This is a genomic window from Campylobacter sp. CNRCH_2007_0968H (assembly GCF_025773245.1).
In the GTDB taxonomy this organism is placed as follows: domain Bacteria; phylum Campylobacterota; class Campylobacteria; order Campylobacterales; family Campylobacteraceae; genus Campylobacter_D; species Campylobacter_D lari_D.
This window is the reverse complement of the sequence record NZ_JAKMTQ010000011.1, coordinates 44,455-57,965: the sequence shown is the minus strand read 5'-3', so window position 1 is coordinate 57,965 and position 13,511 is coordinate 44,455. Positions and strand designations below refer to the sequence as shown.

General features: G+C 24.3%; 14 protein-coding genes. 7 read left to right on the top strand and 7 right to left on the bottom strand.

Annotated elements, in window-relative coordinates:
- Window positions 1-395: 395 nt before the first annotated feature.
- Window positions 396-1,526: a tyrosine-type recombinase/integrase gene (locus L8Y18_RS06885; RefSeq protein WP_263676546.1), complete on the top strand. Its 1,131-nt coding sequence runs from the start codon at window positions 396-398 to the stop codon at window positions 1,524-1,526.
- A 45-nt stretch (window positions 1,527-1,571) separates the two neighbouring features.
- Here L8Y18_RS06885 and L8Y18_RS06880 read toward each other — a convergent pair whose 3' ends face one another.
- Window positions 1,572-1,850, bottom strand: a complete 279-nt coding sequence (locus L8Y18_RS06880; RefSeq protein ID WP_167333027.1) for a helix-turn-helix domain-containing protein — start codon at window positions 1,848-1,850, stop codon at window positions 1,572-1,574.
- Window positions 1,850-2,773, bottom strand: coding sequence for an AAA family ATPase (locus tag L8Y18_RS06875; RefSeq protein WP_263676545.1), 924 nt, complete (start codon window positions 2,771-2,773; stop codon window positions 1,850-1,852). The genes L8Y18_RS06880 and L8Y18_RS06875 overlap by 1 nt, the downstream gene beginning before the upstream one ends.
- Window positions 2,774-2,904: 131 nt before the next feature.
- Between L8Y18_RS06875 and L8Y18_RS06870 the strand changes: the two genes are divergently transcribed.
- From L8Y18_RS06870 to L8Y18_RS06860, 3 genes are all read left to right on the top strand, one after another.
- Window positions 2,905-3,594 carry a helix-turn-helix domain-containing protein gene (locus L8Y18_RS06870; protein WP_263664975.1) on the top strand — a complete coding sequence of 230 codons (690 nt, stop codon included), beginning with the start codon at window positions 2,905-2,907 and terminating at the stop codon, window positions 3,592-3,594.
- Between the two features lie 270 nt (window positions 3,595-3,864).
- Entirely contained in the window at window positions 3,865-4,110 is a 246-nt protein-coding gene (locus tag L8Y18_RS06865) for a hypothetical protein (protein ID WP_263664973.1), read from the top strand.
- Entirely contained in the window at window positions 4,103-4,606 is a 504-nt protein-coding gene (locus L8Y18_RS06860; protein WP_263664972.1) for a hypothetical protein, read from the top strand. The genes L8Y18_RS06865 and L8Y18_RS06860 overlap by 8 nt, the downstream gene beginning before the upstream one ends.
- Before the next feature lie 190 nt (window positions 4,607-4,796).
- Here the strand turns inward: L8Y18_RS06860 and L8Y18_RS06855 are convergent, their stop codons facing one another.
- Window positions 4,797-8,429: a hypothetical protein gene (locus tag L8Y18_RS06855; protein WP_263676544.1), complete on the bottom strand. Its 3,633-nt coding sequence runs from the start codon at window positions 8,427-8,429 to the stop codon at window positions 4,797-4,799.
- Between the two features lie 382 nt (window positions 8,430-8,811).
- On the opposite strand from L8Y18_RS06855, the gene L8Y18_RS06850 reads away from it, so the two are divergent.
- Together L8Y18_RS06850 and L8Y18_RS06845 are read left to right on the top strand one after the other, a co-directional pair.
- Complete coding sequence (locus tag L8Y18_RS06850) at window positions 8,812-9,147, top strand: hypothetical protein (protein WP_263676542.1); 336 nt, start codon at window positions 8,812-8,814, stop codon at window positions 9,145-9,147.
- Between the two features lie 212 nt (window positions 9,148-9,359).
- Window positions 9,360-9,527, top strand: coding sequence for a hypothetical protein (locus L8Y18_RS06845; protein ID WP_158512111.1), 168 nt, complete (start codon window positions 9,360-9,362; stop codon window positions 9,525-9,527).
- Window positions 9,528-9,600: 73 nt separating this feature from the next.
- Here the strand turns inward: L8Y18_RS06845 and L8Y18_RS06840 are convergent, their stop codons facing one another.
- Both L8Y18_RS06840 and L8Y18_RS06835 read right to left on the bottom strand, forming a co-directional pair.
- Window positions 9,601-10,038, bottom strand: a complete 438-nt coding sequence (locus L8Y18_RS06840; protein ID WP_263676541.1) for a hypothetical protein — start codon at window positions 10,036-10,038, stop codon at window positions 9,601-9,603.
- 114 nt (window positions 10,039-10,152) lie between these two features.
- Window positions 10,153-10,515, bottom strand: a complete 363-nt coding sequence (locus tag L8Y18_RS06835) for a recombinase RecT (protein ID WP_412175795.1) — start codon at window positions 10,513-10,515, stop codon at window positions 10,153-10,155.
- A gap of 875 nt (window positions 10,516-11,390) precedes the next feature.
- On the opposite strand from L8Y18_RS06835, the gene L8Y18_RS06830 reads away from it, so the two are divergent.
- Window positions 11,391-11,588: a hypothetical protein gene (locus tag L8Y18_RS06830; protein WP_263676539.1), complete on the top strand. Its 198-nt coding sequence runs from the start codon at window positions 11,391-11,393 to the stop codon at window positions 11,586-11,588.
- Between the two features lie 90 nt (window positions 11,589-11,678).
- On the opposite strand, the gene L8Y18_RS06825 is transcribed toward L8Y18_RS06830, so the two are convergent.
- Both L8Y18_RS06825 and L8Y18_RS06820 read right to left on the bottom strand, forming a co-directional pair.
- Window positions 11,679-12,278, bottom strand: a complete 600-nt coding sequence (locus L8Y18_RS06825) for an RloB domain-containing protein (RefSeq protein WP_263664961.1) — start codon at window positions 12,276-12,278, stop codon at window positions 11,679-11,681.
- On the bottom strand, window positions 12,271-13,413 hold the full coding sequence (locus L8Y18_RS06820; RefSeq protein WP_263676538.1) for an AAA family ATPase: 1,143 nt from the start codon (window positions 13,411-13,413) through the stop codon (window positions 12,271-12,273). Before L8Y18_RS06820 ends, L8Y18_RS06825 begins: the two co-directional genes overlap by 8 nt.
- Window positions 13,414-13,511 lie beyond the last annotated feature (98 nt).

The window sequence follows — 13,511 nt, the reverse complement described above, 5'->3', positions numbered from 1 at the left end:
GTAAGTAAATGGTAGATTTAGCAGGTGTGGTTTGTTAATTAAAATAAAAACTCTTTTTTAATATTTTGAATATAATTTGCCAAAAAAACACTTGGGAGTAAAAAACAAATGGTGCCCGAGGTCGGACTCGAACCGACACAAGGTTGCCCTTACCAGATTTTGAGTCTAATGCGTTTTGTTATCATTTTTTATCAAAGTATTGAAAAATAGGCATTTTTTTGTTTAAGTTTATCTTAAAAATAGTATTATTTTATACCATTTTGAGAAAAAAACCGCTACCAAAACCGCTACCACTAAAATCCATTTGAGATACTATTTTTAGTATATTTTTAATTTTATATTATGTAAAAAATAATAAAATTTTCTGCGTAAATTAAAAGCAAAAAAGGAATATCTTGAAAAATCTAGTAAAAATAAAAGAATATAAGGGTATATATTTTATAGACAAAGATAAGAAATTGGAGGATATAAAAGAAATTAGCTTAGTAGAATTGCAAAGAAGATTAACTATACCATACGAATTAGCTATAAGATATTATGAAGGAAAAAAATCAAGTTATGAGATATTTCCTATTTTAAATAACACCCAGACCCTTAAAAAGAATTGTGAGTTAATTGCCTTGCAAAGAATTAATGGAAAATTTGCAAAGAAATTTAAAATTAAAGAACCTAAACTAAATGAAGTGTTTGAAGAATGGATTAGTATGCGAAAAAATACTATTTCTAAAAAACATTATGAGGTAACCATATTTTCATATAATGCACATATAAAAGATGTTATAGGAAACATCAAAATAAAACAAGTCAAATTAAAAGATATGCAAAATATTGTCAATAAAATGATTGATCAAGGCAAATCTCCAAGGACAACAAAAACAATAAAAGACATACTTTCTCCAGTATTTGAATTTGCTATTAAAAATGATTATATAGAAAAAAATATAGCAAGAGAAATAGAGATACAAAAATTTGATAACAAAAGATATTTTACTATTGATGATGAGGATAGAAATGCTCTTTATAAAGCTATTATTAATTATGAAAATTTAATGATAAGAGCTATGTTTATATTTCTTTTACATGGAAGAAGAAAAAGTGAAGTTCTTACATTAAAATGGGACAATATTGACTTTGCTAATAAAATTTATTTTTTACCTTCAAGCCAAAATAAATCAAGGAAAAACTTACAATTTCCATTAAGTTCTTTACAAATAGAAGCTTTAAAAAGCATTGGAGTAAAAAATAAAGGATATATTTTTATTAAAGAAGATGGAAACCCTTATAAAGATATAAGATGGCATTGGGATAAAATAAATCAAAAATTAAAAACTCCTATTAGATTGCATGACTTAAGACATTTAATAGGATATATAGGTATTAATATGGGTATATCTTTAGAAGCCATTGGAGAAACATTAGGACATTCAAGCATAGGAGTTACAAAAAGATATGCAAATATTAAAAATGAAACTATTAATAATACTCTAAATGCTATTTTTAGTAATTTTAAAACTGAAAAACGCTAATTTACAATGGTTTTTTAGGTTTTTCGGTTTTTTAGTTAAGTGTGATTAAAATTTTAAACTATTTTTAGAGCTATTAAGTTTTAAATATTCATCAAGATCATCTTTTTTAAAAACAAGTTTTTTACCAATTTTACAAAAAGGAACTTTTCCTAAATTACAATCCTTGTAAAGTTTTGAAGTACTTATTTTTAAATAATTTGAAGCCTGTTGTACATTTAAATTTTCATCAGTTTTATTTTTAATTAATTCATTTTCTTTTAAAATCTTTTTAAAAATATCTTCAAGATCGCTAGCTTTGCAAATTACTATATTATCCATATCCATTATTTTTCCTCATTTTTTAAGTAATAATAAATCGAATTGTTATCAAAACGATCTTTGAGCATGCACCATTTTCCTTTTTTTGCATATTCTTGCAAAAGTTTTCTTGCCTTTTCACGACCAACATATCTTTTGCAATTTCTTAAGACCAATTTAATCAATTCACTTTGATTAATTTTGCCCATTTTTAAAATTTCCAATGTTGTCTTAATAAATTCTAATTCATAGCAACTAAGTTCTGCTTCATTAAATTCAACCTCTTCTATTATTCTTAAATTTTTAACCCTAAAAGCTCTATTTTTAAAAAGAGGGTACCGTCCCATTTTCTCATACATTAGTAAAATAGACTCTTTTTCTTCACTATAAACACATCTAATAGTATAATCAGAATAATCTATAATTTGCTGAGAGTCAGCAAAAACTCCATTTTTGTTCAAATGATGTATAAAAAGCACAGAACCTCCATTTTTTCTAATAATTTTTTCTCTTGCAAACAAATAATTAGGATCTATAAATTTTCCAATTTTTCTTGCTATAGAGTTTAAAGAATCAACAACTATAAATACCTTAAAAGTATCTTGCATACTCAAAATCTCATCGTATATTTTTTCAAGATAAATATATTTTTCATTACAACAAGTAAGATCAGCTACATAAAAACGATTTTCATACAGATCAAGCATTTCCTTAAAACCGTATTTTTTGAGATTTGCAATACCCATGTCCGCATTAATATAAAATACTCTGGTATGGTTATTTTTTTCTAAAATTATTTTACACAAGTATAAAGAAATAGTTGTTTTTCCACTACCGCTAGCACCATATAAAACACCTATAGACTCGCTAGGTATAGTAGAATTTAGCAACCACTCATCCTCATTTGAACTAAAATCACTTTTTTGTATAAATATTGTATTTAATAACATCATGTCTCTTTTATAATTTATTATGATATAATATATCATATTTTATTATTAAATTTCAATTAAGTGATAAAAAGATAATTTATATCATATTAAGTAATATTATTTTACAATTATAAAAAAGGAGTTATAAAATGTTTGGAGAAAATCTAAAAAAGATAAGAAAAGCAAGCGGTTTAACTCAATTAGAACTATCAAAAATGCTAAATACAACACAAAGAACAATTAGTCTTTGGGAAACAGGAAATTTTGAGCCACCGCTTAATACAATTTTGCTTTTATGTGATATTTTTAAAGTTACCCCAAATGATCTATTACTAGAGGGGTGCTATGATGATGATAATGAATATCTTGCACATCATATTGTAAGATTATCAAAAGAACTTAATTACAGAACTTATACAAAAAGATTATTTAATCACATTTTACGTAGACTAGAGTTAGAAAAACTTACATCACATCTGCAAAAATTTAAAGGTGATTCTTTTGCTAGAAAATTAGCTCATTCTTGGACTGGGAAAGGTGAAAGAATGCTCTTGGTTTTTTATTATTTTATTGAATATTTAGAAAAACATAATATTAACGAAAACAATATTGATAAAAATCTTTTTTTGAAACTCTTAAATGATTTTAATCTATCTAAAGATAATACAAATACCATTCATTGTTTTATTTTAAAAGAAAAAGATAAGAGAAATCTTATAGAATGGGTTGAAAAAGAAATGCAAGAATTTGAAATAAAAGTTTTAGTAGCTATGTTAAAAGATGAAATTAAGACACTGATTAAAAAAGAAATAAATATGCTGAATAAATTACTAGTGTAGTATATTTTCAGCCAATATTAAACATCCTGCTTTAATTTTAAATTATGCTTCTCAATATGGAGCAGGTAGTAATGCAGGAGAAACTTTAAAAGTACTATAAATATTAGATATTTAAATATATTAATATCTAATCCATTTTGCAATTTAACTTATTAATTTTAACTTTAAAATTAATATTAGTAAGATAAACCCTGATTTTTACTTGACAATTGTTAAAACATTTATCAAAAATTGTGTATAATAGTATTTAAAAATACCAAAGGAATAATCATGGAAAATCGTTTCGAAATAAAAAGAGAAGTGGATAATGCCTTTGATAAAGTTTTTAATGGTAACGACAGAATCAATGAAGGTTACACTGACAATCATTGCAATAAGGCTACACTTGATTATTTTGTTGGGTTGTTTGATCAAGATAAAAAATCACTAGAAAGACAAGAAAAAATATTAAAAAAAATAGAAGAAGAAGATTTTAGTGATATTGAAAAAAACATTGAGAGCATTTTAAATGGCTGATAATATTAGTAAAATTGGAGAAGTGGCGAATACTGAATACAATAGAAAAGCTATTGCTGGTATGATACTTGAATTTCATAATGTTTGTGCAAAAAAGGGTGTATCGATTCCTAGTGATTATAGGCAGCAGTGCATAGAGGAAATTATTATTTTTTATGACAAGTATTTAGAAACTCATAAACAAAAACTTTTAGATATTGATTATTATAAAATTATTTCTTGGTACGCTGTAATTGTTGCTAAAAAAATGCTTAATTTTTACAAAGAAAAAGAAATTAAAAATAATAGTTGGTTTAAGGTTATTGATTTTGCTGTTTGGAGAATGCTTGAAGAATTAGAAGATAATGAAAAACGAACAATAGATAAAGCTTATAAAAATAAAATTATTGCAATGACTGCTTGTGAATTAACAAATCAAGGGGAGTTTGGTATAGGAAAAAATGGATTATATATGCTAATGCTTATAGCTAGAATAGTCCAACCTATCAATTCATAATCTAATTAAAATTTTAAAAAAACCAAAAAAGTATTCTAAAATTCGTAAATTTATATAAATTCAATAAACTTGTACAAAATTAATCTATCGAAAACTTTCTTGATAAAAGCTAATAATTCTATTTGAATAATAAGAAAAAAATAATTGCATAGATAGATTATATAAAAAACAATAAAGGATAGATTAATTTTTATGCAAGCTGTATAATTTTTTTATATTCATCTTCAAAAATGGCTTTTCTTGTGCATTGATTAGACTTTTTCAAGAAACATTCGAAAAGATTGATAAAAAATTTATCACGAAAAAATATTGCATATTTATTATACTTTTCTGCTTCTTGTTTTTCTTTTTCACCTATTTCGTCTACTTTTTCACATGTTATTTTCGGAAGTCCTAATCCTTCTTGAATAAATCCATCTTTAATTTGAGAATCCTCAAGATACTCATCAATAATTTTCAGAATTTTTGATGATAACGAAGTGGCTTCGTGACTGTTAATAAATTGCCAAAGTAAATCTCCTATAATATATTTCAAATATAAAATCTTATCATCTGGTTGTGTTTTGGTGGCATAGTTAATTACCTCTTCAATCCATTTTTTCATTTCATCTGTATTCAATATAGGCTGATTTGTTATTGGATTTAAAAAAGAAAAAAATTTTAAAAAATAAAAGAGATTTTCTTCGTAAGCTTTTTTTGATTTGCTATCAAGTTTTTGCATATCATTATTATTTGGAAAAATCAAATCGATAAATGAGTGCGGATTTTGAAGCATATATCTTAAAGAAAATATGCAATTAAAATTTCTTAGCTGTAAAAATTTCCATTCTATGTTAAACATAATAAATAGGTTTAAATCTACTTCTTGTAATTTTTTGATTATTTCTCCATAGTAATATCTTTCTTCATCTCCATTACATTTTTTTGGATCAACTTGCAACATTGCATTAGTTATATCTTCTATGTTGATTTTTATTTTATCAAAAGAAATCCACATTGATAATGAGACTCCTAAAAATAACAAAGCCTTTTCTGGCATATTAAAAGATAATAATGTATAAAAAATTGAGGAAATTAAATCAGAATCTTGTTCAACATATATAGTAAAATTTTCCCAATAATGTTTTTGTTCATCGAGATTTTGTTCTTTTAAAATTTTTAATTTTGTATTGTCGGGTTTGCTAATTTTAAATAACTCTATTCTTTGTTGTGCTGTGATAGATTTTAGTTTAATATTGTCTTGTAAAATCTTATCAATATTACGTAAAAAGAAGCCTCTTGCGCATAATTGTTTATTTTTTGTATTAGAAACAAGCCATTTAAACATTGTAGACTCAAATTTCAAATAATTAATTTCATATATAATTTCACCAATTTTTCCACATACTATAGAACTTGATTCTCTAATTAAAATAAATATATATCTTACCCCTGCTTGCTGACATATATTTTTTATTGCTTGTAAACGCTGAGTGTGCAAGTGCTCTGAATTCTCTTTTCCATGATATTGAAAAAGATGTAGATTTTCATAAAGTGGATTGTTAAAACAAATACTTTCCACAAGCTTTTGCATTTTAGTTATACACTCACGGGATACCGGCCAATTATAATTTTTAATATTTTCAATTTGCTCAGTAATTTTCTGTTTGATTTCAAATTTCTTTTTGTTATTCGCATTTTTTAAAAAGGTTTCTAATTTATCCACAAAATCCGATTGATATTTAGTGTTAATTTTTGTTAATATGGATATGCAATAAAAACTTTTTTCAAGATTATTGGTATTTTTCAATATAAGTTGAGTTGCTGCTTCTATGTATTCTGAATATTCATTTGAAATATTTTTGGAATTAAATTCAAATCCATTGTGCCAATTACGGTGTTTAGGATATGAATGTCCTATTTGTACTTCATAGTTCGACGGCAGGATTCCACAAAGTATATTCCATATAACTTCACTATTGTTTGTATAAAAATTTTCTAGCAAAGCAATTCTTTTATTATGCGGAGTATTGGTATTATGAATCCATCCGGTAAATAAAGTTTGAAGTGTGATTAAGCATTCTTTCTTGCAAAAATCATTTTTTCCTAATTCAAATAGCACTTTTACAACTTCTGTAAAATAATTATGATCCCAAGCAATAATTTTAAGTGTGTAAAAAAGACATTGCGAATCATCAAACAAAAAAGTATCTTTTTCAAAAAACCGCTTTAATAATTCTCGCTCTTTTTTATTTTTTACCAAAAGTTTAAATTGGTTAATAATTCCTCTTGGACTAGCTTCTGCTAATAAACCTAAAACATCTTTTAAGTTAAAAATAGACTCTACTATATTATTTTTATCAATAATATCTTCTATTGTTTTATCTATTTTATGTTGATTATTTGGATTATCCACGGCAAGAATAACCAAAGTATCAGCAAGTTCTTTTCGTAAAAAACGTGAATGTGTAAAAGTAAAATTGGAAATAGACGCTTGTTTTTCTTTGAATGTTTTATCTTTTTCCAAAAAAACATTTTTTATATTTTCTAGAAATAAATCATCAATTGTGTAATTATAAAAATAATTTATGATTAATTTTTTCAAAAGAATTTTGTGATAGTGTAAACCTGCTATTTCCAAGAGATTAGTAATTTTTATATTTTCAATATGTTTTTTTAAATCTATATATTTTTTTTCAGAAATTGCTTCTAAAAAATTCACATCTCCTGTGTACGAAGTATCCCAAGAACCAGCTAAAAATAAGGGAAGATATGAGTGCAAATCATTTTTTATTATTTTTTCAAGTTTAATCAGGATATTGTTATCAATGGGTTTTAATTTTGGATGTATGGCTATAAAATCGAGATTTCCAAAAGTATCTTTATTAATTTTATTTGCCTCCAATGTTGAAAATCCCATTTTTTCTAAAACTCGTGTTTTATCTTGCTTGGTAAGATATATATCATTGTGTTCTTTTGTTATTTCTTTGTTATTTCTTGAAATGCGAACTACAAGATGTTTGCTTGTGGCATATCCAATATTATTTGGCTCAAATCCCTCATAAAATAAAATCAATCCGTTATAAACTTCCACAATGTTATCCCAAACATCTTGTGATTGAATAATTAGGGTTCTATCTGTATAATCGGTATTTTTTTCTATTATACTTAAAGAAAAAATTAATCCCTCTGATTCTATAGGTGCAATAATATTTATAAGCCCATTTTTATTTTTAAGAGAATTTATAAATGCAAATTGTTCGTTTTCTCTATTACACAAAACCAACTCATCTTTTAGTTCGACTTGTGTTTGCTTTCTCCAATCTTCTAACCTTGCTGAAATAAGTTTAATGTTTTGTGGTGGCAACTTACCGATTTCTTGTGCTAAATGTAGAGCAATACTTGGATGGTCTTCTAGCCAAGCTTCATAGTCAACAGAATTTAGTGCTTTAACTTCTTTCCATTTATGTTTATCTGTATATTTTTTACAAAAAATATCTTTTTTTGTCCATGCTCTAAAAGTGCCAAATATAAAAGTAATATTTGGGTCTGAATTATGTAGCCGTTTTTTATAGTCTTTTTCTGCTTTTGAGCTAATCTTTTGATCTGTACCAAATTCCCAAATAGATTTTCCAATGGGGATTATTCTGTGGCGATCTTTGGTTTTTATAAATCCATCGTAGCCAGGGTTGCTAATACTGCTTCCTTTAGGAAGATAAATTTGTTCTAATTCTACACTTGCCTTAATTAGTTTATAAGTAAGATTTGGTAGTAGTTCTTGAGCTCTTCTAGGATTTGTATTGCAAAAATTCTCCAAATCTTTAGCGGTAATATTCCATTTCAAATTTCAACCTTATTTTATTATAGATTTATGCAAAAAAATATAAATTTATAATAAGTTGTTTGTTAAAAAGCAACTTATTTCTAGTCTATTATATTTTATTATTGTTTATTGTAATAAATACTTAGATAATTATAACTTTAAATAATGTAAAGTCTTAAATATTTTATCTGTTTTTATAAAATATTTATATTATAATTAGATTATAAAATGTAATTAGAATTTTTTATACAGATTAAAGAATAAAAAGATAAGTAATCATCAATTTAAGTGGTAATATTATAGATTCTTATGAAAAAAAGTCCAAAGAAGCATACCTTACCAAATTTTAATTAAAATATTGTAATTGCTTAGTAAAATTAAATAATAAAAAAAGGAAAACACTATGGAAAAACTATCCCAAGAAGAAATACAAAAAGCTATGAGAGAATGTGTAGTAAGTTCTTATACTTATAATCCAGCTAATCCTAATGGTTATTCTCAAGATTTATTTGATGTAGAAAATGAAGTTTTTGCTAAAGATTATGAGTTTATAGAAAAGTGTGGTTTAGATGATATGGTAAAACACAAAGAAAGTGGTTGTGTTTTTAAAGTTTTTTACAAACAAGATCACAAAGTTAGACTTCTTAGAGTTAGCAATATGCAAGCAATGAATAGTTTTGAAAGCTATAGGGGTATAATGGCAAAAATAATAGGTTTTAAGCCAGAAGATCAAGAGTGATAATAAAAGCATACAGTTTTTAAGAAGTTTAGTGAATTTTTAGAAGAATATCATATTTTTCCTATAAATTCTAATATTAGGAAAAGAGATATCTAAAAAATTTTATCTCATCTAATGATAATATAATTAATAATATAGCAAATATAGCACTTATTACAAAAGAACATAATAATAAAATCAATAATAAAAATCCAAGCACATATATAAAAGAGTTGCTAAATAAAAAAATACAAGATAATCAACAAGAACAATTTTTTAAAGATTTAGAAACACATTTTATAACAAAAGATATGGTTGAATATTTATGTAATGATGATTTTGAGAATTTTATTATTAGTCGAACAGCTTTAATTTATGATTATATGAAAAACATTACTTAAATTCATAGGATAACTATGTTATCCTAACTATAAAAATATATAAATAAGATATAGTAAAAACTTTAAATAATTTTTATTTTAAGCTTTCTAGCATAAAATTCATCATAGCCCAAATGCTTGAAAGTATAGTTACTGTAGTTGCTACTGCAGTACCTAAAAGCCAATAAAGTGCTTTTTGCTTAGCGCTAGAAATTTGTTCTGAGAATTCAGTTTTAATTTCAGCTATTTTGGTGTTAATAATTCCTTCTAGTCTTGCAACTTCAGAATAAATTAAACTTTCCAATCTTTTAATCTCTGATTGAAATAAATCTTTACTTACAAGCTCTTGTCTTATTTCTTCTATAGCTTGATTTTTAAGATTTTCAAAATTCAATCTTTGAGTAGTTGCTCTACCATTAACAAGTTCTTCAAAAGCTTTAATTAATTTTTGTGATTGTTCAGGATTAGAAAAAATACTTTCTAATAAAGCTTTAAAACTTTCGTTAAGTATATACTCTTTTTCCTGAGCCATAATATTTCCTTGTATATTTATCCTTTGTCATTATAACACAATTTGTGATAGGTTATTTATTTTATATATCAAGCTTTTGTATTTAACTTATATTAAGCTGTTTTATATTTTATACTAGATTGTAGGCATTTTCAATGTTTTTTGCGCATATTCACTATATGCAACTTCAACTACAAAAGGTTTATCGCTATCAGTTCTATAAACTTCATAAATTGCAACCAAATCTTGAGCGTATTGCCATTGATTATTCACTAATTTTGGATAGTTTTTAATCTCGCTATAAGAACGAATACCACCAAATTTTCCGCTTTTGCGAGCAATAGCTAAAAAGCCATCTCTGCCCACTAAAGGTTCTATTTTTTCAACCCACACATCTTTACCATTTTTTGTAACTTTTGCCCTATGAGGAACAAAAAATACTTGGTGCAAGAAAGGATCTAGATCATATTTAGTTACAACACTAAGGTAATATTTTATTTCTGTTTTATTACTCCCAACTTATAGGGTGTGTTAAAAGCTAAAGACTAACTTTTTCTTTCATTAATGTATTTATCGTTAAATAATGAGCTACTAAAACCAATGTGCCAAAAATAAGAGTGATAGCGCCGATTAAAATAGCTATATTATAACCATCCATTCTCTCTTATTTTCTTTTAAAAAAAGATCAATCTTTAAGAAAGATCGATGATAGTGCAACTATCGCCCATTTGCAAACCATAAAGACTATTTACAAATAATCCTACGCCAATAGATTCCATGAATCTTAAGATTGTTTCGCAGGTATTTTTATAAATAATGCTTTTTAAAATTTTTATTTATATTATTATCTAGCAATAAAAAATAAAAGCTAAAAGATATAAACATGCTTCTAATAATAAAATATCAAAATCAATTATTTTTTATTATTATCGATTTTTTTATCTTTATCAAAGTCATAAAATGTCACAAATATAGCAACTGCTATTGCAAAGGCTAATACAATATATTGTCCCATTTTATTTCATTTTTTTGTTATAAAAATTATTAAATTAATATATTATCTAATCAACTTTAAAAATACAATATTATTTTTTAATTATAATATTTCAAAGATCTAGCTTTTATCAACTTTGTATTATATCCATAGTTACTTTGTTGATATTCTTGATATTTGCGAAATCTACAAATTTCTACTAAGAATAGTTTAAATAATATATTTACAGAAAAATGTTTATAAGTTATAAAGTCTATTTTTGATATATTCTTTATATTATTAGCTTAGGATTTTTAATGGGTGTAAGCGAAAATACTTTTGAAATTATCTTAGAAAAATTAAAATAAGCAAAATTAAATAATAAAACAAAAGGATAGATATGTTTAAAAACGAAGAATATATAAAGCAGAGAAAAGCATTATGGATAAAAAGTTTTGAGGCTTTTAAAGATGATGAAGAATTTCACAAAGAACAATTAGAACTTGCTGAAGCAGGAATAAATGATGGATTTGAGGAAGATCAATTATATAAATTAAACCAAAATTGTAAAAATAATACAAAACAAACTTACTCATAAATATTTAAATTGTTTTAGCTAAAAAACCAATTTTAGATATTATTGATTAATCTGTATATAATCACAATATAAAAAAGAAGCAGAGTTTTTTTAAATACCATTATATTGTTCTAATAATTTTCTAAAATAATATAGATTACTTTGAGTTAGATTATTTAGTGAATTTTTATCAATCTCACGCTGATCATTGCAAAAAACAGCGATATTACAAAAATACTTTTCAGCATTTTCTATACATCCATCTTTATTTAATATTTGAGAATATAAATCGTTAGTAGATGATTTAAAATTCTTACTATCGCTATATCCTAATTTTTTATAAAAATTTGTTTTGTTATTTTTACTATTATCTACAAAATGAAATCTAAGCCAATCTTCAAAATCATCAAGAGTAAGAAATAAATGTATATCTTTTGACTTTTTTATATGTTTTATAAGTTTTTCTAAAATTTTTAACTCATTAGTATCACTTTTTGCTCTATCTAGATCCATTACAATAATAAGTTTATCAATATAAGGTGCTTTTTCTATTTTATAAAGAATGTTTTTATATGAATTATTATTTTTTAAATTTTTTACATCTATTTTAACATTATCATAATTTAGATATTTAAAAAGGGAATTAAAATAATCTTCTTCTGTTTTACCTTCACACCAAATCTGTATACTGGGTTTTGTTTTTTTATTCATCATAAAGCCCTTTTAAATAATCAATATATGCTTTTTTCTTTTCGCTTCTAATATCATAATCGTAGTAAGTTATTATCTTACTCTCTAGGTGTTGATCTTTTTGAATTAAAAATATTTGTTGTGAATTTAAAAAACTAACATCAAATAATAAAACATTATGAGATGAAACAATTAATTGTCCATTATGATTTTCCTCTGTATTAATAAGATTGTTAAATATAAGTATTAGCGCCAAAGTGCTTATTGAAGAATCTAATTCATCAATAAAAACAATTTTTCCTTCCTTGATAATTTGGGTTATTTTATCTGCAAAATATACTATTTTTTTAATACCTTCTGATTCTATTTGATAATTAAATTTCTTTCCATTGCGAACAAAAAAGATTTCGTATATATTCTTTCCATCTTTTTCATACTTTTTAAACTCAAAATCTTTTATAGTTTTATCTAGCAATTGAAAAATTTCCAAAATACTTTCTTTGTGTTCTAAAAAATATTTCTTTTTATTTTCTTCAAATTCAAAATTATATTTTTTTGAATAATTACTATTCATATAAACTTCGATATTGTTTATAAGATTTATAAATATTTCTTTTTGTTTTATGTCAAAATCTTTTAAGAAATAAAATATATTTTCACTAAGATTTCTTGAAAAGAATAACTCTAGCTGTTTATTTTTTTCTTTGCTATCAATATTAAAAATAGCCTTATCATTCTCAAATTTATATATAATTTTATTATTTTTCAAAAAAGATTCTTTTAGGATATATTTTTTATCAAACTCTATCGAATATGTAAAAATATCTTTATCGTTATTAGATAACTCAATACTTAATTTTATAGAATTTGAATTTTCATTAAAGGCATTGTTTGTTAAATGCTCTCTTAGGGTATGAGAAAAGCCATATTTAATTATATTTAGTAAAATTTTTACGCCTATAAAAAAGTTAGTTTTTCCGCTAGTATTCTTTCCAAAAAAAACTGCTGATTTCATAGGTTTCCCAGCTTGTGATAAATTAAAATTATACTCGTATTTTGTATTTTTCAACTTACTTTTTGGCTTTGCTGTAAAATCAACAATTTGTGTTTCTATTCCAAAAGAATATAGACCAGATATTTCTATTTTTCTTAACATAATATTTTCCTTTTGTGTTATTATAAAGCATTGATAGTTAATATAAACATAAAATATGTTTATATTTACAAATATATAGTTTTAAAGTCTGTTTTGAT

Excerpts from the sequence above, each read along its gene's own strand:
- L8Y18_RS06880 (WP_167333027.1), bottom strand. The coding sequence starts at position 1,850 with ATGGATATGGATAATATAGTAATTTGCAAAGCTAGCGATCTTGAAGAT.
- L8Y18_RS06875 (WP_263676545.1), bottom strand. The coding sequence starts at position 2,773 with ATGTTATTAAATACAATATTTATACAAAAAAGTGATTTTAGTTCAAAT.
- L8Y18_RS06870 (WP_263664975.1), top strand. The coding sequence starts at position 2,905 with ATGTTTGGAGAAAATCTAAAAAAGATAAGAAAAGCAAGCGGTTTAACT.
- L8Y18_RS06865 (WP_263664973.1), top strand. The coding sequence starts at position 3,865 with ATGGAAAATCGTTTCGAAATAAAAAGAGAAGTGGATAATGCCTTTGAT.
- L8Y18_RS06860 (WP_263664972.1), top strand. The coding sequence starts at position 4,103 with ATGGCTGATAATATTAGTAAAATTGGAGAAGTGGCGAATACTGAATAC.
- L8Y18_RS06850 (WP_263676542.1), top strand. The coding sequence starts at position 8,812 with ATGGAAAAACTATCCCAAGAAGAAATACAAAAAGCTATGAGAGAATGT.
- L8Y18_RS06840 (WP_263676541.1), bottom strand. The coding sequence starts at position 10,038 with ATGGCTCAGGAAAAAGAGTATATACTTAACGAAAGTTTTAAAGCTTTA.
- L8Y18_RS06830 (WP_263676539.1), top strand. The coding sequence starts at position 11,391 with ATGTTTAAAAACGAAGAATATATAAAGCAGAGAAAAGCATTATGGATA.
- L8Y18_RS06825 (WP_263664961.1), bottom strand. The coding sequence starts at position 12,278 with ATGAATAAAAAAACAAAACCCAGTATACAGATTTGGTGTGAAGGTAAA.
- L8Y18_RS06820 (WP_263676538.1), bottom strand. The coding sequence starts at position 13,413 with ATGTTAAGAAAAATAGAAATATCTGGTCTATATTCTTTTGGAATAGAA.